The organism is Pseudomonas imperatae (genome assembly GCF_057128625.1).
The window spans coordinates 1-26,046 of record NZ_JBSKHP010000035.1; the positions used below are offsets into that span (position 1 = coordinate 1).

General features: G+C 65.7%; 27 protein-coding genes and 1 pseudogene. 19 read left to right on the plus strand and 9 right to left on the minus strand.

Annotated elements, in window-relative coordinates:
- The 3 genes and pseudogenes from ACWKWX_RS29390 to ACWKWX_RS29400 form a co-directional block, all read left to right on the plus strand.
- On the plus strand, positions 1-379 hold a 379-nt coding region (locus ACWKWX_RS29390), incomplete at its 5' end, for a hypothetical protein (protein WP_483829578.1).
- Positions 380-872: 493 nt separating this feature from the next.
- A pseudogene (locus ACWKWX_RS29395) lies at positions 873-1,082 on the plus strand (methyl-accepting chemotaxis protein); the annotation flags it as partial.
- Between the two features lie 228 nt (positions 1,083-1,310).
- Positions 1,311-2,015 carry a methyl-accepting chemotaxis protein gene (locus ACWKWX_RS29400; RefSeq protein WP_473006843.1) on the plus strand — a complete coding sequence of 235 codons (705 nt, stop codon included), beginning with the start codon at positions 1,311-1,313 and terminating at the stop codon, positions 2,013-2,015.
- A gap of 3 nt (positions 2,016-2,018) precedes the next feature.
- On the opposite strand, the gene ACWKWX_RS29405 is transcribed toward ACWKWX_RS29400, so the two are convergent.
- Positions 2,019-2,681: an HAD family hydrolase gene (locus ACWKWX_RS29405; protein WP_473006163.1), complete on the minus strand. Its 663-nt coding sequence runs from the start codon at positions 2,679-2,681 to the stop codon at positions 2,019-2,021.
- A 176-nt stretch (positions 2,682-2,857) separates the two neighbouring features.
- On the opposite strand from ACWKWX_RS29405, the gene ACWKWX_RS29410 reads away from it, so the two are divergent.
- Entirely contained in the window at positions 2,858-4,180 is a 1,323-nt protein-coding gene (locus ACWKWX_RS29410) for a putative bifunctional diguanylate cyclase/phosphodiesterase (protein WP_483829579.1), read from the plus strand.
- A gap of 107 nt (positions 4,181-4,287) precedes the next feature.
- Here the strand turns inward: ACWKWX_RS29410 and ACWKWX_RS29415 are convergent, their stop codons facing one another.
- Positions 4,288-4,953: a response regulator gene (locus tag ACWKWX_RS29415; protein ID WP_416423605.1), complete on the minus strand. Its 666-nt coding sequence runs from the start codon at positions 4,951-4,953 to the stop codon at positions 4,288-4,290.
- Between the two features lie 46 nt (positions 4,954-4,999).
- Positions 5,000-5,131: a hypothetical protein gene (locus ACWKWX_RS29420; RefSeq protein ID WP_483829580.1), complete on the minus strand. Its 132-nt coding sequence runs from the start codon at positions 5,129-5,131 to the stop codon at positions 5,000-5,002.
- Positions 5,132-5,309: 178 nt separating this feature from the next.
- Between ACWKWX_RS29420 and ercA the strand changes: the two genes are divergently transcribed.
- Both ercA and ACWKWX_RS29430 read left to right on the plus strand, forming a co-directional pair.
- Entirely contained in the window at positions 5,310-6,473 is a 1,164-nt protein-coding gene (gene ercA / locus ACWKWX_RS29425; protein ID WP_416423607.1) for an alcohol dehydrogenase-like regulatory protein ErcA, read from the plus strand.
- Positions 6,457-7,779, plus strand: a complete 1,323-nt coding sequence (locus tag ACWKWX_RS29430) for a hybrid sensor histidine kinase/response regulator (RefSeq protein WP_473006168.1) — start codon at positions 6,457-6,459, stop codon at positions 7,777-7,779. Before ercA ends, ACWKWX_RS29430 begins: the two co-directional genes overlap by 17 nt.
- On the opposite strand, the gene ACWKWX_RS29435 is transcribed toward ACWKWX_RS29430, so the two are convergent.
- The 3 genes from ACWKWX_RS29435 to ACWKWX_RS29445 all read right to left on the minus strand — a co-directional run bounded on the left by ACWKWX_RS29435 (position 7,764) and on the right by ACWKWX_RS29445 (position 9,590).
- Positions 7,764-8,102, minus strand: a complete 339-nt coding sequence (locus tag ACWKWX_RS29435; RefSeq protein WP_483829581.1) for a hypothetical protein — start codon at positions 8,100-8,102, stop codon at positions 7,764-7,766. The genes ACWKWX_RS29430 and ACWKWX_RS29435 overlap by 16 nt on opposite strands.
- A complete protein-coding gene (locus ACWKWX_RS29440; RefSeq protein ID WP_473006171.1) occupies positions 8,099-8,518 on the minus strand; it encodes a hypothetical protein in 420 nt (139 codons plus the stop codon). Before ACWKWX_RS29440 ends, ACWKWX_RS29435 begins: the two co-directional genes overlap by 4 nt.
- A gap of 163 nt (positions 8,519-8,681) precedes the next feature.
- Entirely contained in the window at positions 8,682-9,590 is a 909-nt protein-coding gene (locus ACWKWX_RS29445) for a MurR/RpiR family transcriptional regulator (RefSeq protein ID WP_416423610.1), read from the minus strand.
- Positions 9,591-9,864: 274 nt separating this feature from the next.
- On the opposite strand from ACWKWX_RS29445, the gene ACWKWX_RS29450 reads away from it, so the two are divergent.
- From ACWKWX_RS29450 to ACWKWX_RS29505, 12 genes are all read left to right on the plus strand, one after another.
- A complete protein-coding gene (locus ACWKWX_RS29450) occupies positions 9,865-11,808 on the plus strand; it encodes a bifunctional 5-dehydro-2-deoxygluconokinase/5-dehydro-2-deoxyphosphogluconate aldolase (RefSeq protein WP_483829582.1) in 1,944 nt (647 codons plus the stop codon).
- Positions 11,809-11,843: 35 nt separating this feature from the next.
- A complete protein-coding gene (iolE, locus tag ACWKWX_RS29455) occupies positions 11,844-12,752 on the plus strand; it encodes a myo-inosose-2 dehydratase (RefSeq protein ID WP_483829583.1) in 909 nt (302 codons plus the stop codon).
- A complete protein-coding gene (gene iolB / locus ACWKWX_RS29460) occupies positions 12,749-13,558 on the plus strand; it encodes a 5-deoxy-glucuronate isomerase (protein ID WP_473006173.1) in 810 nt (269 codons plus the stop codon). The genes iolE and iolB overlap by 4 nt, the downstream gene beginning before the upstream one ends.
- Before the next feature lie 51 nt (positions 13,559-13,609).
- Positions 13,610-14,455, plus strand: coding sequence for a TIM barrel protein (locus ACWKWX_RS29465; RefSeq protein WP_483829584.1), 846 nt, complete (start codon positions 13,610-13,612; stop codon positions 14,453-14,455).
- 109 nt (positions 14,456-14,564) lie between these two features.
- A complete protein-coding gene (iolD, locus tag ACWKWX_RS29470) occupies positions 14,565-16,502 on the plus strand; it encodes a 3D-(3,5/4)-trihydroxycyclohexane-1,2-dione acylhydrolase (decyclizing) (protein WP_483829585.1) in 1,938 nt (645 codons plus the stop codon).
- 146 nt (positions 16,503-16,648) lie between these two features.
- Positions 16,649-17,665 carry a Gfo/Idh/MocA family protein gene (locus ACWKWX_RS29475; protein WP_483829586.1) on the plus strand — a complete coding sequence of 339 codons (1,017 nt, stop codon included), beginning with the start codon at positions 16,649-16,651 and terminating at the stop codon, positions 17,663-17,665.
- A gap of 227 nt (positions 17,666-17,892) precedes the next feature.
- Positions 17,893-18,777, plus strand: coding sequence for a sugar ABC transporter substrate-binding protein (locus tag ACWKWX_RS29480; protein ID WP_416427578.1), 885 nt, complete (start codon positions 17,893-17,895; stop codon positions 18,775-18,777).
- Between the two features lie 30 nt (positions 18,778-18,807).
- Positions 18,808-20,364 carry a sugar ABC transporter ATP-binding protein gene (locus ACWKWX_RS29485; RefSeq protein ID WP_483829587.1) on the plus strand — a complete coding sequence of 519 codons (1,557 nt, stop codon included), beginning with the start codon at positions 18,808-18,810 and terminating at the stop codon, positions 20,362-20,364.
- A 10-nt stretch (positions 20,365-20,374) separates the two neighbouring features.
- The gene (locus ACWKWX_RS29490; protein ID WP_483829588.1) at positions 20,375-21,400 is read left to right on the plus strand and encodes an ABC transporter permease; all 1,026 of its coding nucleotides are present in this window, start codon (positions 20,375-20,377) and stop codon (positions 21,398-21,400) included.
- A 349-nt stretch (positions 21,401-21,749) separates the two neighbouring features.
- Complete coding sequence (locus ACWKWX_RS29495; protein ID WP_027979546.1) at positions 21,750-22,154, plus strand: TraR/DksA family transcriptional regulator; 405 nt, start codon at positions 21,750-21,752, stop codon at positions 22,152-22,154.
- Positions 22,155-22,592: 438 nt separating this feature from the next.
- Positions 22,593-23,819, plus strand: coding sequence for a methyl-accepting chemotaxis protein (locus ACWKWX_RS29500; protein WP_416427580.1), 1,227 nt, complete (start codon positions 22,593-22,595; stop codon positions 23,817-23,819).
- A 118-nt stretch (positions 23,820-23,937) separates the two neighbouring features.
- Positions 23,938-24,153, plus strand: coding sequence for a hypothetical protein (locus tag ACWKWX_RS29505; RefSeq protein ID WP_416423618.1), 216 nt, complete (start codon positions 23,938-23,940; stop codon positions 24,151-24,153).
- Here the strand turns inward: ACWKWX_RS29505 and ACWKWX_RS29510 are convergent.
- The 3 genes from ACWKWX_RS29510 to ACWKWX_RS29520 all read right to left on the minus strand — a co-directional run bounded on the left by ACWKWX_RS29510 (position 24,141) and on the right by ACWKWX_RS29520 (position 25,183).
- The gene (locus tag ACWKWX_RS29510) at positions 24,141-24,380 is read right to left on the minus strand and encodes a DUF2789 domain-containing protein (RefSeq protein WP_483829589.1); all 240 of its coding nucleotides are present in this window, start codon (positions 24,378-24,380) and stop codon (positions 24,141-24,143) included. The genes ACWKWX_RS29505 and ACWKWX_RS29510 overlap by 13 nt on opposite strands.
- Positions 24,381-24,456: 76 nt before the next feature.
- Complete coding sequence (locus ACWKWX_RS29515; RefSeq protein ID WP_483829590.1) at positions 24,457-24,876, minus strand: hypothetical protein; 420 nt, start codon at positions 24,874-24,876, stop codon at positions 24,457-24,459.
- A gap of 43 nt (positions 24,877-24,919) precedes the next feature.
- Positions 24,920-25,183, minus strand: a complete 264-nt coding sequence (locus ACWKWX_RS29520) for a hypothetical protein (protein WP_483829591.1) — start codon at positions 25,181-25,183, stop codon at positions 24,920-24,922.
- Positions 25,184-25,537: 354 nt separating this feature from the next.
- Here ACWKWX_RS29520 and ACWKWX_RS29525 point away from each other — a divergent pair, with 354 nt between their 5' ends.
- Complete coding sequence (locus tag ACWKWX_RS29525; RefSeq protein WP_473006184.1) at positions 25,538-26,005, plus strand: hypothetical protein; 468 nt, start codon at positions 25,538-25,540, stop codon at positions 26,003-26,005.
- The last annotated feature ends 41 nt before the right edge of the window (positions 26,006-26,046 follow it).

Genomic DNA, 26,046 nt, shown 5'->3' on the forward strand with positions numbered 1-26,046 from the left:
GCCCTTCGGGCAGCCCGTTGAGCGACGCCTCCAGTCGGCCCGGGCGCTTTACGGGGCATACAATCAAGATCAAAAGCAAAATCAAAAGCCAGATCAACAGCAGATCAACAGCAGATCAACAGCAGATCAAAAGCCGGATCAACAGCAGGTCACAAGCCTGCTGGGTGGTGTGCGAAGATGTTTGTTCTGTCATCAATTTGTCATTGATTTGCCATATAAATTTCCCAGCCAGGGATGGCAAATGGCCTGCCGACGAACTGCATTCAAGTCCTCGGCAACGCCGCCGATGCGTGGCATGAAGCATCGTTTTTTACTGCATGAAGAAAGGGACGTCTTCGACACCGCGCACCCTTGGCGCGGTGGTTTATCCCTGTCATGAGTACCTCTCGATGGTCGTGCGCAAATCCCTGAAAGCCCAAATGCTCACCCTGATCGGCGGCAGCCTGCTGGCCATGCTGCTGATCGCGTTGTCCTGCTTTCACTTGTTGGCCAATGGTGTGAAGGACTATCACCAGCTGATCGAAGGCCCGTTGCGCACCTCGCAACTGATCGATGAGGCCAACCTGCAATTCAAGATCCAGGTCCAGGAATGGAAAGACGTGCTGCTGCGCGGCAAGCAACCTGCGGACCTGGCAAAGTACTGGGGCCAGTTCGAAGACCGCCAGCGTGACGTGCAGGAGATTCTTGGCCGCCTGGTGGCCCAGCCGGGCATCGATGCCAACCTGAAAGCCGATATCCAGGGCCTGCGTGACAAGCATCGGGCGCTGGAGCAGGACTACCAGCGTGGCCGGGATGCCTTCGTGGCTGCGGGCGCCGACCCGGCCGCCGGCGATGCCGCGGTGAAGGGCGTGGACCGCGCCGTGAGCGAGCAGATGAGCGCGCTGGTGAGCCAGATCCGCAAGGCCGGCGAGCAGCAGGCTGCGGCCATTCGTGACTCGGCCGACACCACGGTGTGGGGCGGCCTGCTGGTGCTGGTGGTGTCCGGGCTGTTGATCGGCCTGCTGAGCCTGGTGCTGGTCAGCCGCTACCTGGTGGTGCCTATCCAGCAGCTGATCGAGTACGTGGCCGACCTCAGCCGCGGCCAGTTCAACCAGCGCGTGGACAGCCATCGCCAGGATGAACTGGGCCGCCTGGCCGTGGCAGCCAATACCCTGCGCGACTTCCTCGCCGAGACCTTCACCGGCCTCAAGCGCAACGCCGGTGACCTGGACGGCGCCAGCGCCGACCTGCACGGCATTGCCGGGCAGATGTCGCAAGGCACCCACGACCAGTTCAACCGCACCGACCAGGTGGCCACGGCCATGACCGAAATGTCCGCCACCGCCCAGGAAGTGGCGCGCCACGCCGTGGACGCGGCCCAGGCCGCCGACCAGGCCGATGCCTCCGCGCACCGCGGCGAGCAGGTGATGCGCGCCACCATCGAGACCATCACTCACATGCGCGGCGAGATCACCACCACCGCCCAGGTCATCGGCAACCTGGAAAACGACAGCGCACGCATCGGCAAGGTGCTGGAAGTGATTCGCGGCATCGCCGAGCAGACCAACCTGCTGGCCCTCAACGCCGCCATCGAGGCGGCCCGCGCTGGTGAGGCAGGGCGTGGCTTTGCCGTGGTCGCCGACGAGGTCCGCAGCCTGGCCCAGCGCACGGCGGCGTCGATCATCGAGATCAACCAGATCATCAACGCCGTGCAGGCCGGTGCCAGCGACGCGGTGAAAGCGATCCAGAGCGGCCAGGCGCGCAGCGAGGAGGGCGTGGCCCAGGTGACCCAGGCCGGTGACATGCTGCGCCAGATCACTTCGGCGGTGGAGGCGATCCGCGACATGAACCGGCAGATCGCCACGGCGGCCGAGGAGCAGACCTCGGTGGCCGAGGACATCTCGCGCAACCTCACCGACATCACCGAGATCGCCAGCACCAACCAGGGCAACGTGCAGCGCACCGAAGTGGCCAGCCGGCGGCTGCACGACCTGTCGCGTCAACTCAACGAGGTGACCGCGCGGCTGGGGGCATAAGCCTCAGTTCGCGGCTTGCAACTCGCCGATGGCCTGCCACAGGCGCTCGTCGTTGAAGTCCTCGATCACCAGGTGCGCGCCGGCCGCCAGCAGGGTCTCGCGGCTCTGGCTGGTGGTCAGGGCCACGGTGAAAATACCGGCCTTGACCGCCGCGGTCAGGCCCGGCACCGAGTCCTCGAAGGCGATGGCGTCGCTGGCGCGGGCGCCCAGGCGTTCCAGGCCGGTGAGGTAGGGCAGCGGGTCGGGCTTGGCCCGTGGCAATTCCTCGGCCACCACCACGCTGTGGAAGCGCGGCGCAATGCCCAGCGCGCCCAGCATGTGGTCGGCGTTGGCGCGCGGGGCGTTGGTGACCACCACCTTGCCGATGCCCTGGGCTTCGGCGAAGTCCAGCAGGCGCGGCAGGCCGGCCAGCGGGGCCAGTTGCGGCGACAGCTCGCGGAAGCGCGCTTCCTTGCGGTCGGCGAACAGCTGGTGCTCGGCCACCGAGCGCTCCGGGAACAGGTTGCGGCACATGTTCGGGTTGGCCTGGCCGCTGCAGTGCTTGACGAAGTCTTCCTCGGTAAAGTCGCGGCCTTCTTCGGCCAGCAGTTGCTGGATGGCCAGCAGGTGCAGCTTGTCGGTGTCAGTCAGGGTGCCATCAAGGTCAAACAGCAAGGCGGTGAGCATCGCGATATCCATTCAGGGTGGCTGAAAGCTTTAAGCGCGTAATCCTATCAGGTGATTACCCTAACGTCAGGGCGAAGGCGGCCGATAAAACCTTGTCACCGATCAGTTTGTGGTGATGTTAATTCGCTATTATGTGACGACCGTTCGTTGCCTGACCGGCCCTGCAGGAGTTACACATGCTTCAACACGCTTACGCCCAGCCATCGGCGGCTTCGCGGCTGGACCCCATCAGTGGCCTGCCCAATCGCGAACAGTTCGCCATCGATCTGGGCGTATTGGCCAGCCAGCACCCGGGCGAGGCACGCACCCTGGTGTTGATCGATGCGCTGGACATGCACTGGGCCCATGACATGACCCTGGCCATGGGCCTGGCGCCGTTCGAGGGCATCATCCGCTGCATTTCCGCGCGGTTGAACCAGCAACTGGACGGTGTGGCACGTTTGTACCATATCGGCGTCAAGCGCTTCACCTTCGTGATCAGCGCCGGCCTGGATGACTTCCCGGCGTTCATCGAAGGCCTGGTGGACACCCTGCGCCAGCCGGCCCTGCTCGACACCGTGCCGATCCACCCCACGGTGCGCGCCGGCAGCGTCGACTTCGCGCTGGAGGCCGAGGCCCTGCGCGACGTGCTGCGCAAGGCCATGTACGCCACTGAGCTGGCGGTGCTGGCAGGCCAGCGCTGGGCGGCGTATGACCCGGTGCGCGACGCCGAGTACCGGCGCAGCTTCTACCTGGCCGCCGACATCACCGAGGCCATGGCCGACGGGCAGTTGAGCCTGCACTTCCAGCCGCGCTTCGCCATTGGCGACGGCGCCCAGGTCAGCGCCGAGGTGCTGCTGCGCTGGCAGCACCCGCGCCTGGGACGGGTGTCGCCGGCCGAGTTCATTCCGGTGCTGGAACGCAACGGCATGATCCACGAGGTCACCCGCTGGGTCATCGACACGGCCCTGGGCAAGCTTGCCCAGTGGCGCGGCCAGACGCTGAGCCAGCTGTCCATCAACCTGTCGCCGATGGACTTCGACGGCCACGATGTCAGCGGCACCCTGCGGCGCCTGTGCCAGCAGCACGGCATCGACCCGCAGCGGGTGGAAGTGGAGATCACCGAGGGCGAATGGCTGCGCTCCAACCCCAAGGTGCTGGGCGAGCTGGCGCAGATTCGCGGGCTGGGCATGGACGTGGCCATCGACGATTTCGGCTCGGGCTACAGCAACTTTTCGTACCTGCACGAGATTCCCGCCAACGTGGTCAAGCTCGACCGTTCCATGGTGACCGGCATCGAGGACAACCCGCGCTACCAGAAGATCGCCCGTTCGATTCTCAAGCTGGCCAGCGAACTGGGCTACCGCACGGTGGCCGAGGGCGTGGAAACGTTCCGCTGCCTGCAACTGGTGCGTGAATACGGTTGCGACGAGGCCCAGGGGTATTTCTTCGCCCGGCCGATGGACGAGGCGCAGTTCCTGGCGTGGAGCGAGTGCGGCGAGTTTCCGCTGGCGTACTGAGGGCAGGCACGGCCCCCGTAGCAGCGGCCGTCTTGTGGGAGCTGGCTTGCCAGCGAGCTTTTATGGCCCCAACAGCTCGCTGGCAAGCCAGCTCCCACAGGATGTAGTCAACGCCGCAGGTAGGCCGCGAAGTCGATCTCGCCAGCACTGAGAATCGCCTGCACCCGATTGTGCACGTTGAGCTTGCGCAGGATCGCCGACACATGGGCCTTCACCGTGGTCTCGGCGATTTCCAGGTGCCAGGCGATCTGCTTGTTCGACTCGCCCTTGGTCATGCGCTCCAGCACCTGCAACTGCTTGCGGGTCAGCGCCTCCAATAATGCCACCGACAACCCCGGCGTCGGCGTGCCGGCCTGCACCGGTCGGCCGGCGCCGCTGCGGATAATGTCCGCCGGCAGGTACACGTCACCCTCCAGCACCTGGGTCAGGGCGCTGGTCATCTGCGCCCGCGGCGAGGATTTGGTGATGAAACCGGCAGCGCCATAGGTGATGGCCTGCAGCACCACCTGCTTGTCCTGTTCGGCCGACACCACCACCACCGGGATGGTCGGCGCCTCGTTGCGCAGGTTGAGCAGGCCGCCCAGGCCGTGCATGCCCGGCATGTTCAGGTCCAGCAGGATCAGGTCCAGGTCATCGTGCCGCTGGGTCAGCTGCAGGGTGCTGTCCAGGTCGGCGGTTTCCAGCACTTCGCAGCCCTCGAAGGCGTCGAGCAGCACGCGGGCCATGGCTTCGCGGAACAACGGGTGGTCGTCGGCAATCAGGAATCGGTACATGGGCGTCGGCTGTTCTTGTTGTGGGCAAAGGGCCTGGAACAGGGTATCACAGGGCGTGCAGAAGCTTGCCGCGGTGGCCGGGCGGCGGGGTGTCGGCGTGGGCGACGTTGGCGAGGAGGCAACCGAACGCCAGGGCGAGCGCGGCTTGGCAGAGCAGGGGGGCAAGGAAGCGAATCATGGCGGCGATGCTCTTTCTAGTTATGGGGGCATTACAGGGCGCATCGCAGGCTTTGCAAATGCTCCTTTGGGCCTGCCGAACCAGTACCAAAGTAGTAGGCGGGCAGGGCTGGCCAGGCTGCGCATTGGCCCGGCAATGCATTACCCTGACGCCAACTGTCCCTGCCAGAAGAACAGACATGAGCCCTGCCATCAGCCAGCTGCGCAAATTCGTCTCCCCGGAAATCATCTTCGGCGCCGGTTGCCGCCATCACGTTGCCAACTACGCGAAGAACTTCGGTGCCCGCAAGGTGCTGCTGGTCAGCGACCCGGGGGTGGTGGCGGCCGGCTGGGTCGCCGACGTCGAGGCCAGCCTGGCCGGCGAGGGCATCGACTACTGCCTGTACAGCACGGTGTCGCCCAACCCACGGGTGGAAGAGGTGATGCTGGGCGCCGAACGCTACCGCGCCGAGCACTGCGACGTGATTGTCGCGGTGGGCGGCGGCAGCCCCATGGACTGCGCCAAGGCCATCGGCATCGTCGTCGCCCATGACCGCCACATCCTCGAGTTCGAGGGCGTGGATACCCTGCGCGTGCCCAGCCCGCCGCTGATCCTGATCCCCACCACCGCCGGCACCTCGGCGGACGTCTCGCAGTTCGTCATCCTCTCCAACCAGGAGCGGCGCATGAAGATCTCCATCGTCAGCAAGGGCGCGGTGCCCGACGTGGCGCTGATCGACCCCGAGACTACCCTGAGCATGGACCCCTTCCTGTCCGCCTGCACCGGCATTGACGCGCTGGTGCACGCCATCGAAGCCTTCGTGTCCACCGGCCACGGGCCGCTCACCGATCCCCATGCCCTGGAAGCCATCCGCCTGATCAACGGCCACCTGGTGCAGATGATCGCCAACCCCCACGATCTGGCCCTGCGCGAAAAGGTCATGCTGGGCAGCATGCAGGCCGGGCTGGCGTTCTCCAACGCCATCCTTGGCGCGGTGCACGCCATGTCCCACAGCCTGGGCGGCTTTCTCGACCTGCCCCACGGGTTGTGCAACGCGGTGCTGGTGGAGCACGTGGTGGCCTTCAACTACAGCGCCGCGCCCGAGCGCTTCCAGGTCATTGCCCAGACCTGCGGCATCGACTGCCGCGGCCTCAACCACGCGCAGATTCGCCAGCGCCTGGTGGAGCACCTGATTGCCTTGAAGCACGCCATCGGCTTCCACGAGACCCTCGGCCTGCATGGCGTGCGGGTGGCGGACATTCCGTTCCTGTCGCACCACGCCATGCACGACCCGTGCATCCTCACCAACCCGCGCCAGTCCAGCCAGCGCGATGTCGAGGTGGTCTTTGGCGAAGCCCTCTGACCCGCGGCAACAAGCCCTGGCCGGGCTGCTGGGGCTGACCAACCATTCGGTGCGCAAAAGCCATTACCCCGAGCTGGCCGCACGCCTGCAGGAACTGGAAACCGAGCGCAACCGCTACCAGGCGCTGTCCCTGCGCCTGCAAGAGCTTAACGACGAACTGGAGCGGCGCGTCAGCGAACGCACCGAGGAACTGCGCGAGGCCCGCGACGCCGCCCAGGCCGCCAACCTCAGCAAGGACAAGTACCTGGCCGCCGCCAGCCACGACCTGCTGCAACCGCTGAACGCGGCGCGGCTGCTGATTTCCACCTTGCGTGAACGACCGTTGCCCAGCGCCGAGAAGGGCCTGGTGGAACGCACGCACCAGGCGCTGGAAGGCGCCGAGGACCTGCTCACCGACCTGCTGGATATCTCGCGCCTTGACCAGGCCGCGATCAAGCCGGATGTCGATGTGTACCGCCTGGAGGAAGTCCTCGCGCCGCTGGCCTCGGAATTCCAGCCGGTGGCCGAAGCCGCCGGGCTAAGCCTGAGCCTGCGCTGCGGGCGCTTCGCCGTGCGCACCGACCTGCGCCTGCTGGCGCGCATCCTGCGCAACCTGCTCAGCAACGCCTGCCGCTACACCGAACGGGGGCGCATCTTGCTGGGCGCGCGGCGGCGCGGCGACCAGTTGCGCATCGAGGTGTGGGACACCGGGCGCGGCATTGCCGCCGACCAGTTGCAAGCGATCTTCCTCGAGTTCAACCAGCTGGAAGTGGGCCGCGCCGCCGAGCGCAAGGGCGTCGGCCTGGGCCTGGCCATCGTCGAGCGTATCGCCCGCATCCTCGACACTGGCGTGCAGGTGCGCTCCACCCCAGGGCGCGGCTCATGCTTCAGCCTGCTGGTGCCCCTGGCGGCCCAACCGCCGGCGCCCAGCCCGGTGCCGCAGCCGCGCCTGGGCAACCCGCTGCCGGGGCGGCGCCTGCTGGTGCTGGACAACGAACCGGACATTCTGCGCAGCATGGCCGACCTGCTCGGCCAGTGGGGTTGCCAGGTGATCACCGCCACCGACGAGACCGCCGCCCTGGCGGCCCTGCACGGCCAGGCCCCGGAGCTGATCATCGCCGACTACCACCTGGACCATGGCGTCACCGGCTGCGAAGTGGCCCGCCACCTGCGCGAACACTTCGCCCAGGCCATCCCGGTGGTGGTGATCACCGCCGAGCGCAGCGACCAGTGCCGCCGGCAGTTGCAGCGGCTGGGCGCGCCGTTGTTGAACAAGCCGGTGAAAGCGGGGAAGTTGCGGGCGGTGTTGAGTCAGTTGTTGGGGTGAGCGGGGCCGGCCGCCGGCGGCTTGCCCATTCGCCAACCCAACCACCCGCCGGCCAGCGCGCCGGCAAGCATGACCAGCGGCATCATCGGTGCAATCAACGCGGCCGCCAGCCCTGCCGCTGCGCCACCGCTCAGCGCAGTCGCCAGGCGGGTTGCGATGTGAGGGTCGACTTCCGGGGCATCTGCAGGTGGCTCGAAGCGCTCCAGAGTACTTTTCAAGGCATCGATATCCGGGGCCTGTGCGCTGGGGTGGGTGATGCGGTAGTAGTTGAGGATGGTGTCGACTTCTGCGGGGGTCAGCGACGGGGCGGGCGTGCCTTTCATTGCAATTCTCCAGTGATCATGGTTTGCGCCTGGTATCCGGCGCACAAAATGACGATGACCAGCAAGACCGAGAAGGTTTTTAGCCGGGCGGGTGGCAACCAGCCCTGATTTTTCCCGCGTTCGGTCATTGCAGCCATCAAGATCAGCAGGCAGACAGCGGAGACGGTGAAGCAGGCAGCAGGTAGTACCCCAGGCTCCTTGAGTGACAACGTTTTGATGCCTGCCTGTACGGCGATGATAGTGCCGCCGTAAAGCCAGCCCAATGGATCGAAGGCCTGGACCCAATGAAACGTGAACCTGCCCTGGCTGCTGACCACATAACTGGAGAGCCCCATCAGCAGGTAAAGAATGGCGGCACCCAGCAGTGGCAGAATGCCCTCGAGCAGCAGCCATTTTGTCGCGTTGTCCATCACCATTACCGCATCCCTGATACCCGTGCTGTTCAGGTGCGATAGCGTGTTGGTGATTAGGCTGTGGGTCAATCCGACAGATACAAAACACTACACTTTTGCTGGGGCATAGGGCGCGGACGCAGCCTGGCGGCAGCTGCTACGTGAAGGTGTTCACGCCGGCCCCGCCTTAATCCTCGAACCCAACCTGCTCATGCATCTCGTCCACCTTCAACTCCAGCCGGTAGGCCACGGCGATGAACAGCGCCTGGCACAGGCACAGGGTGGCGCTCAGGGAGCGGAAGGCGAAGGAGCTGCCTTCGTTCACCAGCAGCACGCTGTTGGCGCGCTTGGCCAGGGGCGAGAGGTTGGAGTCGGTGATGATCAGGGTCTTGGCCAGGTGGTGCTGGGCAATGCGCAGGCAGTGCTGGGTTTCCTTGCCGTAGGGAGTGAAGCTGATGGCGATGACCAGGTCGCCCTGGCGCACGCTGCGCATCTGCTCGCGGTAGCTGCCGCCCAGGCCGGACACCAGGTGGATGCGCTTGTTGGTGTGCTGCAGGTTATAGACCAGGTAGTCGGCCACCGCGAACGAGCGGCGCACGCCCACCACGTAGATGTTCTCGGCGTTGACCACCAGGTCCACGGCCTTCTCGAAGGCCACGTCGTCCAGTTCCCCGCCCAGGCGCTCGATGCCCGACAGGGTGGCGTCGATGCACTCGCGCGCCAGGTCCGCGCCGCTGGCCTTCTGCGACTTGTTGGCGATCAGGTTGCGAATGCGCTGCTGGTAATTCTGTACCGGCGTGGCCTTGTGGGTGTAGGCCTCGCGGAACAGCGCCTGCATTTCGCTGAAGCCGCTGAAGCCGAAGCGCTGGGAAAAGCGCACGATGGCCGAGGGGTGCACCTCGCATTCGCCGGCGATGTCGCTGATGCGGTCGACCATGATGCGGTCGCTCTGCTGGCTCATGTAGCTGGCGATGCGCTTGAGCTGGCGCGGCAGCCCTTCGTACTCACGGGTGATCAGTTGCAGCAGCTGCTCGGCGGTGGCCGGGGCGCTGGCGGCGGTTGGCTCGCTGAGGGCCGGCTGATCGGGGCGGGACATGTGCTTATCCTTCTTGGGGTTGGAGCTGTTGGCTCGCGCAGTCTACAGGGTAGGCAAGAAAAAAAACCTGAGCAAAAGGTCCAGTTCCCGTGGCAAACCCGCCAGAAACGCTCAAGCCCAGTATGCGCGATAGAAAATAGAAAATAAATTCCGCATAAAATTTTTATGGAAAAAAAGTTGATCCGATGGAAAAGCCGTCCTAATCTGGACCCAAGACAACGACATCGGCCGCCATTGGCCGGTGCGCAGGCTGATAAAAATAACAGGAGCCAGCATGGGCCAGACTCGTTTTGCCACTGGGCGTCAATTGGATCTGATTTGTCTGGGGCGCCTGGGCGTCGACCTCTACGCCCAGCAGGTGGGCGCCAGGCTGGAAGACGTCGCCAGTTTCGCCAAGTACCTGGGCGGCTCGTCCGCCAACATCGCCTTCGGCACGGCGCGGCTGGGGCTCAAGTCCGCCATGCTGAGCCGGGTAGGGGACGACCACATGGGCCGGTTCCTGGTGGAGTCGCTGCAACGTGAAGGCTGCGACACCTCGGCCATCAAGGTCGACCCCGAGCGCCTCACCGCCATGGTGCTGCTGGGCCTCAAGGACCGCGAAACCTTCCCCCTGGTGTTCTACCGCGAAAACTGCGCCGACATGGCCCTGCGCGCCGAAGACGTGCGCGAGGACTTCATCGCCGCCAGCAAGGCGCTGCTGATCACCGGCACGCATTTCTCCACCGACGGCGTGTTCAAGGCCAGCAGCCAGGCGCTGGACTACGCCGAACGGCACAACGTCAAGCGCATCCTCGACATCGACTACCGCCCGGTGCTGTGGGGGCTGGCGGGCAAGGCCGATGGCGAGACGCGCTTCGTCGCCGACCACAAGGTCAGCGCCCACGTGCAGCGCATCCTGCCGCGCTTTGACCTGATCGTCGGCACCGAGGAGGAATTCCTCATCGCCGGCGGCAGCACCGATTTGCTCACCGCCCTGCGCACCGTGCGTGAACTGAGCGCCGCCACCCTGGTGGTGAAGCTCGGCGCCCAGGGCTGCACGGTGATCCACGGCGCCATTCCGGCGCGCCTCGAGGACGGCGAGATTCACCCCGGCACCCGCGTCGAAGTGCTCAACGTGCTGGGTGCCGGCGACGCCTTCATGTCCGGCTTCCTCAGCGGCTGGCTGAACGATGCCGACGACGCCCGCTGCTGCCAGCTGGCCAATGCCTGCGGCGGCCTGGTGGTGTCGCGCCACGCCTGTGCCCCGGCCATGCCCACGCCTGCCGAGCTGGACTACCTGTTCAACAGCCCGGAGCCCATCACCCGCCCGGACAAGGATGAAACCCTGCAACGCCTGCACCGGGTCACGGTGCCGCGCAAGCAGTGGCAACAGCTGTTCATCTTCGCCTTCGACCACCGCGGGCAGTTGGTGGAACTGGCGCAGCAGGCCGGCCGCGACCTGGCGACCATTCCCGCGCTGAAGCAGCTGTTCCTGCGCGCCATTGAAGAAGTGCAAGCCGACCTGGCCAAGCGCGGCATCGCCGCCGACGTCGGCCTGCTGGCCGACCAGCGCTTCGGCCAGGACAGCCTCAACGCCGCCACCGGCCGTGGCTGGTGGGTGGCCCGCCCGGTGGAGGTGCAGGGCTCGCGGCCGCTGGCCTTCGAGCATGGCCGTTCGGTGGCCAGCAACCTGATTGCCTGGCCCAGCGAGCAGATCATCAAGTGCCTGGTGCAATTCCACCCCGACGATGAGCCTTTGCTGCGCCTGGAACAGGAAGCGCAGATCCGCGGCCTGTACGAGGCGTCCATCGCCAGCGGCCACGAGCTGCTGCTGGAAGTCATCCCGCCCAAGGACCTGCCCGGCGCCCACCCCGACGTGCTCTACCGCGCCATCAAGCGCTTGTACAACCTGGGCATCTACCCGGCCTGGTGGAAAATCGAGGCCCAGGACGCCGCGCAGTGGCAGGCCCTCGACGCGCTGATCAACGAGCGCGACCCCTATTGCCGCGGCGTGGTGCTGCTGGGCTTGAACGCGCCGGCCAGCGACCTTGCCGAGGGCTTCGCCCAGGCGGCCGCCAGCACCACCTGCCGCGGCTTTGCCGTGGGCCGCACGATTTTCCATGAGCCCAGCCGCGCCTGGTTCCAGGGCGAACTGGACGACGCCGGCCTGATAGCCGCGGTGCGCCAGCGGTTCAGCCAATTGATCGAAGCCTGGCGCTCGGCCCGTCACGGCCGCTGAGCGTCACCCCACCGATAACAACAACAGGTGCAGCCATGCCATCCGCGATTCGTATCGGCATCAACCCGATTTCCTGGAGCAACGACGACCTGCCGTCCCTGGGCGGCGAAACCCCGCTGAGCACGGCCCTCAGCGAAGGCAAGGCCATCGGCTACGCAGGCTTTGAACTCAACGGCAAATTCCCCAAGGACGCCCAGGGCGTGGCCCAGGTGCTCAAGCCCTATGACCTGGCGCTGGTGTCGGGCTGGTATTCCGGGCGCCTGGCCCAGCGTTCGGCCGCCGAGGAGATCGACGCCATCGCCAGCCACGTGCAGCTGCTGGCCGCCAACGGCGCCAATGTGCTGGTGTACGGCGAGGTGGCCGACTCCATCCAGGGCAGCCGCATCCGCCTGGTGGAGCGCCCGCGCTTTCATAGCGAAGCGGCCTGGCAAACCTACGCCGCCAAGCTCGACGAGCTGGCCAGCTATACCCTGAGCCAGGGCGTGCGCCTGGCCTACCATCACCACATGGGTGCCTACGTGGAGGCGCCCGAGGACATCGACACGCTGATGGCCCTGACTGGCGAGCAGGTGGGCCTGCTGTTCGACGCCGGGCACTGCTTCATGGGTGGCGGCGACCCGCTGGCGGTGTTGCGCAAGCACATCAAGCGCGTCTGCCACGTGCACTTCAAGGACGTGCGCCAGCCGGTGGTGCAGCTGGCGCGCAACAACCTCTGGAGTTTCCCCGACTGCATCGTCAACGGCACCTTCACCGTGCCGGGCGATGGCGACATCGATTTCGCGCCGCTGCTCGACGAGCTGCTGGCGGTGGACTACAACGGCTGGCTGGTGGTGGAGGCCGAGCAGGATCCGGCCGTGGCCCCTAGCTATTTCTACGCCAAGAAAGGCTACGACACCCTGAGCACCTTGCTTGCCCAGGCCCGGCAACGGAGGACTGCAGCATGAGCCTGCTGGTCAAGAGTAATAAGCAGGGCCAGGAAGTGGTACGCCTGGCCGAGGGCGCTCTGGAATACGTGGGCTTCAGCGCCCACCGCTTGAGCCTGGGCGAAAGCCTGCCGCTGCACGCCGGCAGCCAGGAACTGTGCGTGGTGCTGCTCAGCGGCCGCGCCAGCGTGGCCGGCGAGGCGCCGGTGCAGGGCGCGTTCAGCTGGGACAACCTGGGTGAACGGCAATCGGTATTCGAGGACAAGTCGCCGTGGGCGGTGTACCTGCCCAGCGGCAGCCAGGCGCGCCTGCAGGCGCTGAGCGATGTGCAGGTGGCGGTGTGCGCCGCCCCCGGTGCGCCGGCCGGCGAGTTGCAGGCGCGGGTCATCAGCGCCCAGAGCATGAAGCGCAGCACCCGCGGCAAGGGCGCCAACACCCGCTACGTCTGCGACATCCTGCCGGACACCGAAGTGGCCCATTCGCTGCTGGTGGTGGAGGTGCGCACGCCATCCGGGCACAGCTCCAGCTACCCGCCGCACAAGCACGACCGCGACGCACTACCCGCCGAGAGCTTCCTGGAGGAGACCTACTACCACCAGGTCAACCCGCCCCAGGGCTTCGTGTTCCAGCGCGTGTACACCGACGACCGCAGCATCGACCAGGCCATGGCCGTGGAGAACAACGACCTGGTGGTGGTGCCCGAGGGCTACCACCCGGTCAGCGTGCCGTATGGCTACGAGAGCTACTACCTGAACGTCATGGCCGGCCCGCGCCGGGTATGGCAATTCAACAACGACCCGCAGCACGAATGGCTGCTGGACCTCTGACTGCGCCCGCTTGCCCCACACACGGTTTGCCAACTCAGGAGAACAACAAGAATGCGCCAGCCCCTGCGTTTCGCCCTCAACCGCATGGTTGCCCCGCGCCTGCCCCTGGCTGAGTTCATCCAGCTGGCGGTGGCGCTGAAGGCCGATGCCATCGAGATCCGCAACGACCTCAAGGGTGTCGAGATCGAAGACGGCACGCCCGCCGAGACCGTGCGCCAGCTGTGCGCGGCCGAGGGCATCAGCGTGCTGTCGATCAACGCCCTGTACCCCTTCGATGTCTGGAACGACCAGCGCCGCGCCCAGGCCCTGAAGCTGGCGGCCTATGCCCGTGGCTGCGGTGCCCGTGGCCTGGTGCTGTGCCCGTTCAACGAGGCCGACAGCCGCAGCAGCGCCGAGCGCGCCGCCGGCCTGCGCACGGCGCTCACCGAGCTGGCGCCGATCCTGCGCGAGCATGGCCTGCTGGGCTTTGTCGAACCGCTGGGCTTCGAACAATCGGCCCTGCGCCGCAAGCGCACCGCCGTGGAGGCGATCAAGGCCATCGGCGGCCTGGACGTGTTCCGCCTGGTGCATGACACCTTCCACCACCACCTGGCCGGCGAGCAGGAATTCTTCCCGGCGCTGACGGGCCTGGTGCACATCAGCGGCGTGGAAGACAGCCAGGCGCCGCTGGCCAGCATTCTCGACGGCCACCGGGTGCTGATCGGCGACGGCGATATCCTCGGCAACGCCGAACAGCTCGACAGCCTGCTCAGCAGCGGCTACGACGGCTACGTGTCGTGGGAGCCGTTCGCCGACAGCGTCCACGACCTTGCCGACATCCGCACGGCGCTGGGGCAGAGCATGGCGTACCTCAATGGCCAGATGGATACTCTGGCGCCCTCGCACGTCGCCCCGTAGGAGCCGAGCTTGCTCGCGATGGCCGTTACGCGTATCGAGCGGGGAGGCTCATCGCGAGCAAGCTCGGCTCCTACCAGGGCACTCCTCTTGAACAATAAAAGGTGCAAGCATGAGCACGACACGATTGACCATGGCCCAGGCCCTGGTGCGCTTTCTGGACAACCAGTACATTGAAGTCGACGGGGTGCAGAGCAAATTCGTCGAAGGCGTGTTCACCATTTTCGGCCACGGCAACGTGCTGGGCTTGGGCCAGGCCCTGGAGCAGGACCGCGGCCAGCTGGTGGTGCACCAGGGCCGCAACGAGCAGGGCATGGCCCACGCCGCCATCGGCTTTGCCAAGCAGCACCTGCGCCGCAGGATCTACGCCTGCAGCTCGTCGGTAGGGCCTGGGGCGGCGAACATGCTCACCGCCGCGGCCACCGCCACGGCCAACCGCATTCCCTTGCTGCTGTTGCCCGGCGACGTCTACGCCAGCCGCCAGCCCGACCCGGTGCTGCAGCAGATCGAGCAGTTCCACGACCTGAGCATCAGCACCAACGATGCGTTCAAGGCCGTGAGCAAATACTGGGACCGCATCAACCGCCCCGAACAGCTGATCAGCGCCGCCCTGCAGGCCATGCGCGTGCTCACCGACCCTGCCGAGACCGGCGCGGTGACCCTGGCGCTGCCCCAGGACGTGCAGGCCGAAGCCCACGACTACCCCGACAGCTTCCTGGCCCGGCGCGTGCACCGCGTGGAGCGGCGCCAGCCGGGCGAGGCCTCGTTGGCCGATGCTGTGGCGCTGCTGGCCAGCAAGCGCAAGCCATTGATCATCTGCGGTGGCGGGGTGAAGTACTCTGGCGCCGCCGACACCCTGCAGGCCTTCGCCGAACGTTTCGACATTCCCTTCGCCGAAACCCAGGCCGGCAAGAGCGCCATCGTCTCCAGCCACCCGCTGAACGTCGGCGGCATTGGCGAGACCGGCTGCCTGGCGGCGAACCTGCTGGCCAGGGAGGCCGACCTGATCATCGGCATCGGCACCCGCTACACCGACTTCACCACTTCGTCGAAGTGGCTGTACCAGCACCCCGAGGTGCAGTTCATCAACCTCAACGTCAACGGCGGCGACGTGCTCAAGCTCGACGCCGTGCAGCTGCTGGCCGACGCCAAGCTGGGCCTGCAGCAGCTGGCCGAACCGCTGGCGCGCCAGGGCTACCGGGCCGGCTGGGGCAACCAGGTGATCGAGGCGCGCGGCCAGTACCACGCCGAGGTCGAGCGGGTGTACGCGGCGCACTACAGCAGCGAGGACTTCAGCCCGGAGATCACCGACCACCTGGACCCGGCGGTGCTGCGCGAATTCATCGAGCTGACCGGCTCGGCGCTGACCCAGAGCCAGGTACTGGGGGTGATCAACCGCGAACTGGATGCCGATGCGGTGATCGTCGCCGCCGCCGGCAGCCTGCCCGGCGACCTGCAGCGCGTGTGGCAAAGCCGCAGCGTCAACAGCTACCACCTGGAGTACGGCTACTCGTGCATGGGCTATGAGGTCAACGCGGCGCTGGGGGTCAAGCTCGCCGAGCCGGCGCGCGAGGTCTACGCGCTGGTGGGCGATGGCTCGTACCTGATGCTGCACTCGGAGCTGGCCACCTCGATCCAGGAGCGCCGCAAGATCAACGTGCTGCTGCTCGACAACATGACCTTTGGCTGCATCAACAACCTGCAGATGGGCCATGGCATGGGCAGCTTCGCCACTGAGTTCCGCTACCGCAACGCCGAGACCGGCAACCTGGACGGCGGCTTCGTGCCGGTGGACTTCGCCATGAGCGCGGCGGCCTACGGCTGCAAGACCTACAAGGTCAGCACCCTGGAGCAGTTGCACGCGGCGCTGCGTGACGCCCGCCAGCAGACGGTGTCGACGCTGATCGATATCAAGGTACTGCCCAAGACCATGATCCACGGTTACCTGTCCTGGTGGCGGGTGGGCGTGGCCGAAGTATCCACCAGCGCGCGCACGGCCCAGGCCAGGCGCGCGCTCGACGAACAGCTGGCCAAGGCGCGCCAGTACTAGGGCCTGCACGAACACTTGAGGGTGGGTACGTGGTGTGGGAGCTGGCTTGCCAGCGAGCTTCGCAGCGCCACAACAGCTCGCTGGCAAGCCAGCTCCCACATTTATCGATTTCGTACTGGGCCGACTCGCCACACGGGAGAATGATCATGCGTATCGGATTGGTAGGTTACGGCCGCGGCGGCCGCGTGTTCCATGCACCGCTGCTGGCCAGCCTGGGCGGCGCCCGGTGGGTGGGCGTGGTGACGCGCTCGGCCGAGCGCCGCGCGCAGCTGGCGGCGGATTACCCCGGGGTGCCGGCCTTTGACAGCCTGGCGCAACTGGTGGAGGCGGGCGTTGACGCGGTGGTGATCTCCACCTCGCTCAAGGGCCGGCCGGCGCTGGTGCTGGAGGCCATCGAGCACGGCGTGGCGGTGGTCAGCGACAAGCCCTTCGCCGCCGATGCCCAGCAGGCGCAGGTGCTGGTGGAGTCGGCCGAACGCCAGGGCGTGCCCATCAGCGTCTACCAGAACCGCCGCTGGGACTCGGACTTCCTCACCGTGCGCAAGCTGCTGGACAGCGGCGTGCTGGGGCGGGTGCAGCGCTTCGAGTCGGCGGTGGAACGCTACGAGCCGCAGAACCTGGGCAACGACAGTGGCGGCGGTTGGCTGCGTGACCTGGGCAGCCACCTGGTGGACCAGGCGCTGCAGCTGTTCGGCCCGGTGACCCAGGTGTACGCCGAGCTGGCGCTGGCGCCCGGGCAGACCGTCGACCACGGTTTCTTCGTGTCCCTTACCCACGCCAACGGCACCATCAGCCACCTGCACGGCAACGGCCTGCAAAGCGCGCCACGCCCACGCTTCCGCGTGTGCGGCGAACATGGCAGCTACAGCGTCGAAGGCCTGGACGTGCAAAGCGAACAGGCCGAGGCCGGGCTCACCCCGGCCAGTGCCGGCGACAACTGGGGCGTGGAAGAGCACCGGCGCTGGGGCTGGTTCGAGCAGGGCGCGGAACGCGAGAAGGTGCCCTCGGAACGCGGCAACTGGCTGCAGTTCTACCAGCAGTTGCAGGCCGCCGTGGACCAGGGCGCGGCGCTGCCGGTGGACGCCCGCGACGCGGTGCAGGCGCTGGTGGTGCTGGACGCCGCGCGCCGCAGCGCAACCCTGGGTGAGGTGGTGAAATTATAGGATGCAATAAAATTCTAAATTCATTTGATATGGAATTTATTTTCTACTAGAGTCAATTGCAGGTTCCGACTTTCACATCCGCCGCCCAACCGGCGCGGCGGATGAAAAAAACCAAGCACAACAATAAAAAGGTGCCGTCGATGAAAACCTTCACCCCGCAAGCCTCCCGGCTGCGTTCCACCCGCACGTCCCCCGTTCGCCGCCTCTGCCTGGCAATTGCCCTGACCATGGCCAGTGGCGTGGCCCTGGCCGACATCAAGGTCGGCGTGGCCATGTCGCAGTTCGATGACACCTGGCTGACCTACCTGCGCGAAGCCATGGGCGCCAAGGCCAAGGCCATGCCCGACGGCGTCTCGCTGCAGTTCGAGGACGCCCGTGGCGACGTGGTCAAGCAGCTCAGCCAGGTGGAAAGTTTCATCAGCCAGAAGGTCGACGCCATCATCGTCAACCCGGTGGACACCGCCGCCACCAAGCGCATCACCGACGAAGCCACCCAGGCCGGCATCCCGCTGGTGTACGTCAACCGCAGCCCCGACGACCCCAACCAGCCCAAGGGCGTGGTCGTGGTGGCCTCCGATGACATCAAGGCCGGCGAAATGCAGGCCCAGTACCTGGCCGACAAAATGGGCGGCAAGGGCAGCGTGGTGATCCTGCTGGGCGACCTGGCCAACAACTCCACCCAGAACCGCACCAAGGGCGTGAAGGAAGTGCTGGCCAAGTACCCCGGCATCAAGATCGACCAGGAACAGACCGGCATCTGGCTGCGCCAGAAAGGCATGGACCTGGTCAATGACTGGATCACCCAGGGCCGCGAATTCAACGCCGTGCTCTCCAACAACGACGAGATGGCTATCGGCGCCGCCATGGCGCTCAAGCAGGCGGGCGTGGAGAAAGGCAAGGTGCTGATCGGTGGCGTCGACGGTACGCCCGACGGCCTCAACGCGGTGAAGAAGGGTGACCTGGCCGTGTCCGTGTACCAGGACGCGAAAGGGCAGGCCGACGCCTCGGTGGAAGCCGCAGTGAAAATGGCCCACAAGGAAACCGTGGCGCCCCGGCTCATGGTTCCGTACCAGCTGATTACCGCGGACAACGCCGACCAGTTCAAACACTGATCGCCCGCCCAGCCTGTGGAGTGCACCTCGATGCTTGCCTTTGCCAACGATCCAATCGAACACGAATGCCTGCTGGAAGTCACCGGCGTGACCAAGCGCTTCCCCGGCGTCACCGCCCTGGACAACGTCCGCCTGAGCGTGCACCGCGGTGAGGTGCTGGCGCTGATGGGCGAGAACGGCGCCGGCAAGTCGACGCTGATGAAGATCATCGCCGGCATCCACCAGCCCGACAGCGGCGAGCTGCGCCTGCGCGGCGAGCCGCTGGTGATGGACAACCCGCTGGCGGCGCAGCTGGCCGGCATCGCCATGATCCACCAGGAACTCAACCTGATGCCGCACATGAGCATCGCCGAGAACATCTGGATCGGCCGCGAACCGCTGACCCCCTGGCACCTGGTGGACCACGGCGCCATGCACCGCGCCACCGCGCAACTGCTGGAGCGCCTGCGCATCTCGCTGTCGCCCGACGACCTGGTGGGCGAGCTGAGCATCGCCGCCCGGCAGATGGTCGAGATCGCCAAGGCGGTGAGCTACGACTCCGACATCCTGATCATGGACGAGCCCACCTCGGCCATTACCGAGAAGGAAGTGGCGCACCTGTTCTCCATCATCCAGGACCTCAAGGCCCAGGGTAAGGCCATCGTCTACATCACCCATAAAATGGACGAGGTGTTCGCCATCGCCGACCAGGTGGCGGTGTTCCGCGACGGCTGCTTCATCGGCCAGTACCCGGCGCACAGCCTCGATGGCGACCAGTTGATCACGTTGATGGTCGGCCGCGAGCTGACCCAGCTGTTCCCCCAGCGCACCCAGCCGCTGGGGCCGGTGCGCCTGGCCGCGCAGAACCTGGGTTTGGCCGGGGTGTTCGAGGGCGTGTCCTTCGAACTGCACGCCGGCGAGGTGCTGGGCATCGCCGGGCTGATGGGGGCAGGGCGCACCAACATCGCCGAAACCCTGTTCGGCATTACCCCCGCCACCCAGGGCGAGATTTTCGTCGACGGCAAGGCGGTGCGCATGAGCGACCCGGGCCAGGCCATTCACCTGGGCCTGGCGCTGCTGACCGAGGACCGCAAGCTGACCGGGCTGTTCCCGTGCCTGTCGGTGCTGGAGAACATGCAGGTGGCGGTGCTGCCACACCATGTGGGCCACGGTTTCGTCCACGAGAAGACCCTGCGGCTGCTGTGCGAGGACATGTGCAAGCGTTTGCGGGTCAAGACCCCGTCGCTGGACCAGTGCATCGACAGCCTCTCGGGTGGCAACCAGCAGAAGGCCCTGCTGGCGCGCTGGCTGATGACCAACCCGCGGGTGCTGATTCTCGACGAGCCCACCCGTGGCGTCGACGTCGGCGCCAAGGCTGAAATCTACCGCTTGATCGCGCAGCTGGCCGACGAAGGCCTGGCGGTGATCATGATCTCTTCGGAACTGCCGGAAGTGCTGGGCATGAGCGACCGCGTGCTGGTGATGCACGAAGGCCACATGACCGGCATCCTCGACCGCGCCGACGCGACCCAGGAGCGCATCATGCACCTGGCCTCCGGCGTGACCGCAGCGGCGCCCAACCCTGTCGCGCCTGCGCACGCCCAATAGGAACCCTGCCATGACTACCCTGACTGAAAACAAACCTGTAGCCGCACCGCCCAGCCGCTCGCGGCGTCGCCTGCCCACCGAGCTGAGCATCCTGCTGGTGCTGATCGGCATTGGCCTGGTGTTCGAGGTGTTCGGCTGGATTGTGCGCGACCAGAGCTTCCTGATGAACTCACAGCGCCTGGTGCTGATGATTCTGCAGGTCTCCATCATCGGCCTGATCGCCATCGGCGTGACCCAGGTGATCATCACCACCGGAATCGACCTGTCGTCGGGCTCGGTGCTGGCGCTGTCGGCCATGGTCGCCGCCAGCCTGGCGCAGAGTTCCGACTACGCCCGGGCAGTGTTCCCGCACCTCACCGACCTGCCCGTGTGGGCGCCGGTGATCGCCGGCCTGGCGGTGGGGCTGCTGGCGGGGGCCATCAACGGCAGCATCATCGCCATGACCGGCATCCCGCCCTTCATCGCCACCCTCGGCATGATGGTCTCGGCCCGCGGCCTGGCGCGGCTGTACACCGAAGGCCAGCCCATCAGCATGCTCTCGGACAGCTACACGGCGATCGGCCGCGGGGCCATGCCGGTGATCATCTTCCTGGTGGTGGCGGTGATCTTCCACATCGCCCTGCGCTACACCCGCTACGGCAAGTACACCTACGCCATCGGCGGCAACATGCAGGCGGCGCGCACCAGCGGCATCAACGTCAAGCGCCACCTGATCATCGTCTACAGCATCGCCGGCCTGCTGGCCGGGCTGGCAGGCGTGGTGGCCTCGGCGCGGGCGGCCACCGGCCAGGCCGGCATGGGCATGTCCTACGAGCTGGACGCCATTGCCGCGGCCGTGATCGGCGGCACCAGCCTGGTGGGCGGGGTAGGGCGCATCAGCGGCACGGTGATCGGCGCGCTGATCCTCGGGGTGATGGCGTCGGGCTTCACCTTCGTGGGGGTGGATGCCTACGTGCAGGACATCATCAAGGGCGTGATCATCGTGGTGGCGGTGGTCATCGACCAGTATCGCAACAAACGCATACTCAAACGCTGACTTCGCTGCAGCTTTTCGCCCGCGTCGCATCGCTCCCGGTGCCTCGCGGGCTTTTTTACATTTGGCCACTTGTTACCGGCCTGATCGCCGTCAATTCCCGCAAATTTCCCAAGCACAATTCGCCTATGGGGTGTATTTTTGGCCTCCGCCATCCACCCGATTGCGTTTATATAGCGGTTATTGGTCAAATCTACCGTCAATTCAGTTGCTGCGCGCGAAAACCGGCCTTAGACTGCCGCCCCTCATAAATTGAGTGCCAGTTGGCGCTTGAAGAATTCCGTGAGGTCGGGCAAGGCCCGGTCACACCTTTTGATTCGCCTTAATGCACGTATTTTTTATAGAGAAATCAATGACAAAGGAAAAGTTGCTGGCCATGCCGGCCGATGACTACATGAATGCTGAGCAACTGGCATTCTTCACCGAGCTGCTGCAGGCGCTGAAGGTGGAAACCCACGAGCGCATCGAGCAGAGCCGCATCGCCATCGAGAGCCTGGACACCCCGGCTGACCCGGCCGACGCCGCTTCCGTGGAAGAAGAGCGCCACTGGCTGGTGAACGTCATCGACCGCGACCAGCGTTCGCTGCCGCAGCTGGAGCAAGCCCTGGGCCGTATCGCCGACGAAAGCTTCGGCTGGTGCGACGACAGCGGCGAGCCAATCGGCCTGAAACGCCTGCTGATCAGCCCGACCACCAAGTACTGCATTGAAGCGCAGGAACGTCACGAGCAGATCGACAAGCACCAGCGTCAGGCTTGATGCCTCGGACGCGGCCTGCGGCCGCTGCTACGGGCCCTTGTAGCAGCGGCCGCCGGCCGCGTCAAAAGGGCATAGCACGCCCACCCGTTGCTCCCAAGTGGTCATAGCCAATTGCCATCACTTGACGTTTAATGACGTCAAAACAACGACAATAGCTATGGAGTACTTGCCATGACGAGAGACGGATCTCTGCTCGACGTTGCCCGGCCTTCGGCCCCAGGGGGCGTTTTCGCCTGGTTGTCGCGCCTGCGCAGGCCCGCCAGCGCACCGTCAGCCGCCGGGCCCGACCCGCTGGCCGCGCTGACCCGCGACCTGTCCCACAGCACCAGCCACAACGCCCTGTCCGCCGCCGGGGTGGCCTTTGCCGTGCGCCAGCTGGCCGCGCGCGTGCAATCCCAGCTGGGCGCCGCAGCGCAGATCGTCAGCAGCGCCGAGGTGATGATCGGCACCGAACAGATTACCTCGCAACTCAGCCAGCAAGCCCTGGGCGCCGCCAGCGAAGCTCACCGCCACAGCGTGGCCGGGCGCGAGGTGCTGGCCGAGTCCATCAGCCGCATGCACCAGCTCAGCGCACGGGCGACTGCCAGCCGCGAGCTGATCGAGGCCCTGAGCCAGCGCAGCGAAGACATTCAGCGGGTGACTGCTGTGATCCAGTCCATCGCCAGCCAGACCAACCTGCTGGCCCTCAACGCCGCCATCGAGGCGGCCCGCGCCGGCGAGTACGGCCGTGGCTTCGCCGTGGTCGCCGACGAGGTGCGCGGCCTGGCCGGGCGCACCGCCACTGCCACCGAAGAAGTGGGGCAGATGGTCGCCGACATCCAATTGCGCACCGCCCAGGTGGTGGAGCAGATCCGGGAACTGGCCAGCGACCTGGGTGCCGGCGTGGTGCAGGTCGAGCGCACGGGCGAGCAGCTGGAAACCATCGCGGCGCTGGCCGCCGGGGTGGAAACCCAGGTCGGCGAGATTGCCCGCGGCGCCGAGACCAACCGCGTGCAACTGGCCAGCCTGTTCCAAGCGGTAGAGCAGGTGCGCGGCGACCTGGCAGTGAGCGACGGCCAGACCCGCAGCCTGGCCGACGCCGCCGTGCAAATGGAAGCCCAGGCCGAGCGCATCAGCGAGCGCCTGGCCGAGGTGGGCATGGATGACTACCACCAGCGCATCTATGACCTGGCCCGCGAAGGCGCGCGGCAGATTGGCGAGCGCTTCGAGCAGGATGTGGAGCAGGGGCGTATCAGCCTCGACGAGCTGTTCGACCGTCAGTACCAGCCCATCGCCAACACTCACCCGACGAAATTCCACACCCGTTTCGACCGCTACGCCGACCAGGTGCTACCGGCGATCCAGGAGCCGTTGCTGGCGCGTCATGAAGGGCTGGTGTTCGCCATCGCCTGTACGCCCCAGGGCTACGTGCCCACGCACAACCGGGCGTTCAGCCAGCCGTTGACCGGCGACGCCGCCCACGACGCGCTGCACAATCGCACCAAGCGCCGTTTCGACGACCGCACCGGGGCGCGCTGTGGCAGCCATCAGCAGCCGTTGCTACTGCAAACCTACACCCGTGACACAGGTGAGCTCATGCACGACTTGTCCGTGCCGATAACCGTAAAGGGGCGGCACTGGGGCGGGCTGCGGCTGGGATATACACCGCAAAAGGCTCGAGGATAACGGCCGTTTGTTACCGTTGCTGTAACGAAGCTGTACCAGGTTTGGCTGTTTCTTGAGCAATGGAGGCATTAAGATGGCCATATTGTTAGGTTGCTAATGAAATCTCGGGAGGGAAATCATGCAAACCCAAGTTGATGTGGCCGTGATGATCGGCAGTGGTGTACCGGCCAGCCTCCAGGCCATCGGCAAGCGCGTGTGCTGGGTGGTGTTGGTCAACGGCGAGCGACGCGGCACCGCCTTCGCCAGCCGCGCCGAAGCCGTGGAGTGCCGCGAGGCCTGGCTGGCGCAGTTGGCGGTGGACCCCAGCCTGATGCCGGCGCGTCAGGCCTGCTGATGCAGGCGCACGTTCAATTCGTCAATGGGAATGGCCCAGTCGCCGCCGTCGGCGCGTAGCTCCTCTTTCAGGAAGTTGGCCTGGCGTGCGTTCCAGAAGGGCGCGTCGATCAGCTTGACGTCGGCCTGCAAGGGGTGGGCGGCGATGAAACGGTCGATGCTGGCGGGGTCCCCGTCCAGGCCCAGTTGCTCGAATAGCGTACCCAAGTTGGTGTGTTCGGTTTCCATGTCATCTCCTTGGCTGCGTGGCGGTGTACCTATTCTCTGAGAGGTTTGCCGGCCAGGAGTTCACCCCGCCAGGGCATCAGGCAAAGGTATCGATGTTGCTGGACTCCACGGCTTGTACCCCGCCGTCCTGGTGGGGCGCTGCCTGGGCCGAGGTGGCCAGGTCGCTGGCGATCGAGGCGGCCATCATACTGGCGCGCGCACGGTTTACGGCAATGTTGCGCTCTGCCACGCTGCGGTACTCGGCGTGTTGCGCAGCCATGAACTTGTGCTGTTCGCGGCGGGCCTGGCTTTTCAGTTCGGCAATTTTCTGGTTCTGCTTGCGCGTGCGCCGGCTGGCGGCGGCTTGCTGCGCCTGGCGCCTGGCCGACGCAGCGTCGTCGGCAGCCGCCTTGGCCGCCCGCGCGGCCCTGGCTTCGTCGGCGGCCTCGGCGCGTTGCCTGTCCGGGTCTTCTGCCGGGGTGCCGAGCAGCGCGACAAGCGGGTTGAATTCCATCATGGACGTCCACCTCCGTAGGGGTACGCCATTTGTATCGGCTTGGCTACAAACTCCTTGAGGCCAGGATCGTACTTTCCAGCTGCCTGGCCAGGGCGCACGCGGCCAGGTGCCCGCAGCGAAACCCCAGGGTGCGCCCCGAACCCAGTTCACGTATATGAAAAAAGTCGCGACCGGCGGGAATCACGTGACAACGCAGCGTGTTACGGTAGCCCTGCGGGACCTCCAGCCGGTACAATGCAGCGCCGAAGTCGATAGCCGCGTCAGCCGTGTCGATATTCCCTCGACGGCTTTCCATTGATTCGTGCATATTCGTTCCTTCCTGTGGGGACTGTCTGCTGTCGCGTTGACCCTCATGGTCGAGCGAGTTGCATAGCTATCGCACTTTTTACTTCGTCACGATGTAGGAAATGGCGCTTTAACCTGCGGCGTATTGCTGATTCCAGCAGTTGGGCAATGGCCGACGCGTTCCTGTGCCTTCTCCTTCAAGGGCAGTCTCTATCCGTGAGCGTCCCAGCCGGGGGGCTTTCTTGTAGGCTTGTGCCGCGCGCCTGCCCATGGACTTGTTTTCATGTTGTTCCGCACCTTGGTTATCGGGTGTGGACAGGTTCAGTTCAGCTGCCCACGTTGTCACGGGCGGTTTTTCATTTTGAGGATTTTTTAATTGGCAGTAAGTAATCTGGAAATGCACGCCTTGTTCGTGCTGGGCGATCTTCGCGCCAAACTGGTGAAACTCTTTCAATCGCGTTTCGTGTATGTCACCGAGCAAACGGCCGAAGGTATCTACATGGCCGAGATCGACACTGAAAGTGCATTGGTGGTCGATGACAAGCAGCGCCTGGAACTCAAGGTTGGCGACCACTTCCGCGCCGCAGTATTGCCCAGCCGTGAAGGCGGCAAGTTTGAAATCAAGTTCCGCGAGATCAAGTTGGCGGTGTATGGCCTGGGTGAATATGCGTTTGTCAGCACCGCTGACGGCGAAGGCATCGTGTTCAAGGAAAGCCAGACCGTGGTCATGGTCTTCGCCGCCAAGGAACAGCTGCAGGTAGGCCTGGCCAAGACCCTCAAGGCCGCCTCGTCCAAGGCCGCCAAGTGGCGCAAGGGCGAGTTGACCTTCAAGCCCAGCGAATAAGCCGTTGGCACTGGTCTACAGTCAGTGAGTCCTGACTGTAG

Coding starts and splice junctions, on each gene's coding strand:
- ACWKWX_RS29400 (WP_473006843.1), top strand. CDS start 1,311: ATGTCCGCCACCGCCCAGGAAGTGGCGCGCCACGCCGTGGACGCGGCC.
- ACWKWX_RS29405 (WP_473006163.1), bottom strand. CDS start 2,681: ATGCTCACCGCCTTGCTGTTTGACCTTGATGGCACCCTGACTGACACC.
- ACWKWX_RS29410 (WP_483829579.1), top strand. CDS start 2,858: ATGCTTCAACACGCTTACGCCCAGCCATCGGCGGCTTCGCGGCTGGAC.
- ACWKWX_RS29415 (WP_416423605.1), bottom strand. CDS start 4,953: ATGTACCGATTCCTGATTGCCGACGACCACCCGTTGTTCCGCGAAGCC.
- ACWKWX_RS29420 (WP_483829580.1), bottom strand. CDS start 5,131: ATGATTCGCTTCCTTGCCCCCCTGCTCTGCCAAGCCGCGCTCGCCCTG.
- ercA (WP_416423607.1), top strand. CDS start 5,310: ATGAGCCCTGCCATCAGCCAGCTGCGCAAATTCGTCTCCCCGGAAATC.
- ACWKWX_RS29435 (WP_483829581.1), bottom strand. CDS start 8,102: ATGAAAGGCACGCCCGCCCCGTCGCTGACCCCCGCAGAAGTCGACACC.
- ACWKWX_RS29440 (WP_473006171.1), bottom strand. CDS start 8,518: ATGGTGATGGACAACGCGACAAAATGGCTGCTGCTCGAGGGCATTCTG.
- ACWKWX_RS29445 (WP_416423610.1), bottom strand. CDS start 9,590: ATGTCCCGCCCCGATCAGCCGGCCCTCAGCGAGCCAACCGCCGCCAGC.
- ACWKWX_RS29450 (WP_483829582.1), top strand. CDS start 9,865: ATGGGCCAGACTCGTTTTGCCACTGGGCGTCAATTGGATCTGATTTGT.
- iolE (WP_483829583.1), top strand. CDS start 11,844: ATGCCATCCGCGATTCGTATCGGCATCAACCCGATTTCCTGGAGCAAC.
- iolB (WP_473006173.1), top strand. CDS start 12,749: ATGAGCCTGCTGGTCAAGAGTAATAAGCAGGGCCAGGAAGTGGTACGC.
- ACWKWX_RS29465 (WP_483829584.1), top strand. CDS start 13,610: ATGCGCCAGCCCCTGCGTTTCGCCCTCAACCGCATGGTTGCCCCGCGC.
- iolD (WP_483829585.1), top strand. CDS start 14,565: ATGAGCACGACACGATTGACCATGGCCCAGGCCCTGGTGCGCTTTCTG.
- ACWKWX_RS29475 (WP_483829586.1), top strand. CDS start 16,649: ATGCGTATCGGATTGGTAGGTTACGGCCGCGGCGGCCGCGTGTTCCAT.
- ACWKWX_RS29480 (WP_416427578.1), top strand. CDS start 17,893: ATGGCCAGTGGCGTGGCCCTGGCCGACATCAAGGTCGGCGTGGCCATG.
- ACWKWX_RS29485 (WP_483829587.1), top strand. CDS start 18,808: ATGCTTGCCTTTGCCAACGATCCAATCGAACACGAATGCCTGCTGGAA.
- ACWKWX_RS29490 (WP_483829588.1), top strand. CDS start 20,375: ATGACTACCCTGACTGAAAACAAACCTGTAGCCGCACCGCCCAGCCGC.
- ACWKWX_RS29495 (WP_027979546.1), top strand. CDS start 21,750: ATGACAAAGGAAAAGTTGCTGGCCATGCCGGCCGATGACTACATGAAT.
- ACWKWX_RS29500 (WP_416427580.1), top strand. CDS start 22,593: ATGATCGGCACCGAACAGATTACCTCGCAACTCAGCCAGCAAGCCCTG.
- ACWKWX_RS29505 (WP_416423618.1), top strand. CDS start 23,938: ATGCAAACCCAAGTTGATGTGGCCGTGATGATCGGCAGTGGTGTACCG.
- ACWKWX_RS29510 (WP_483829589.1), bottom strand. CDS start 24,380: ATGGAAACCGAACACACCAACTTGGGTACGCTATTCGAGCAACTGGGC.
- ACWKWX_RS29515 (WP_483829590.1), bottom strand. CDS start 24,876: ATGATGGAATTCAACCCGCTTGTCGCGCTGCTCGGCACCCCGGCAGAA.
- ACWKWX_RS29520 (WP_483829591.1), bottom strand. CDS start 25,183: ATGCACGAATCAATGGAAAGCCGTCGAGGGAATATCGACACGGCTGAC.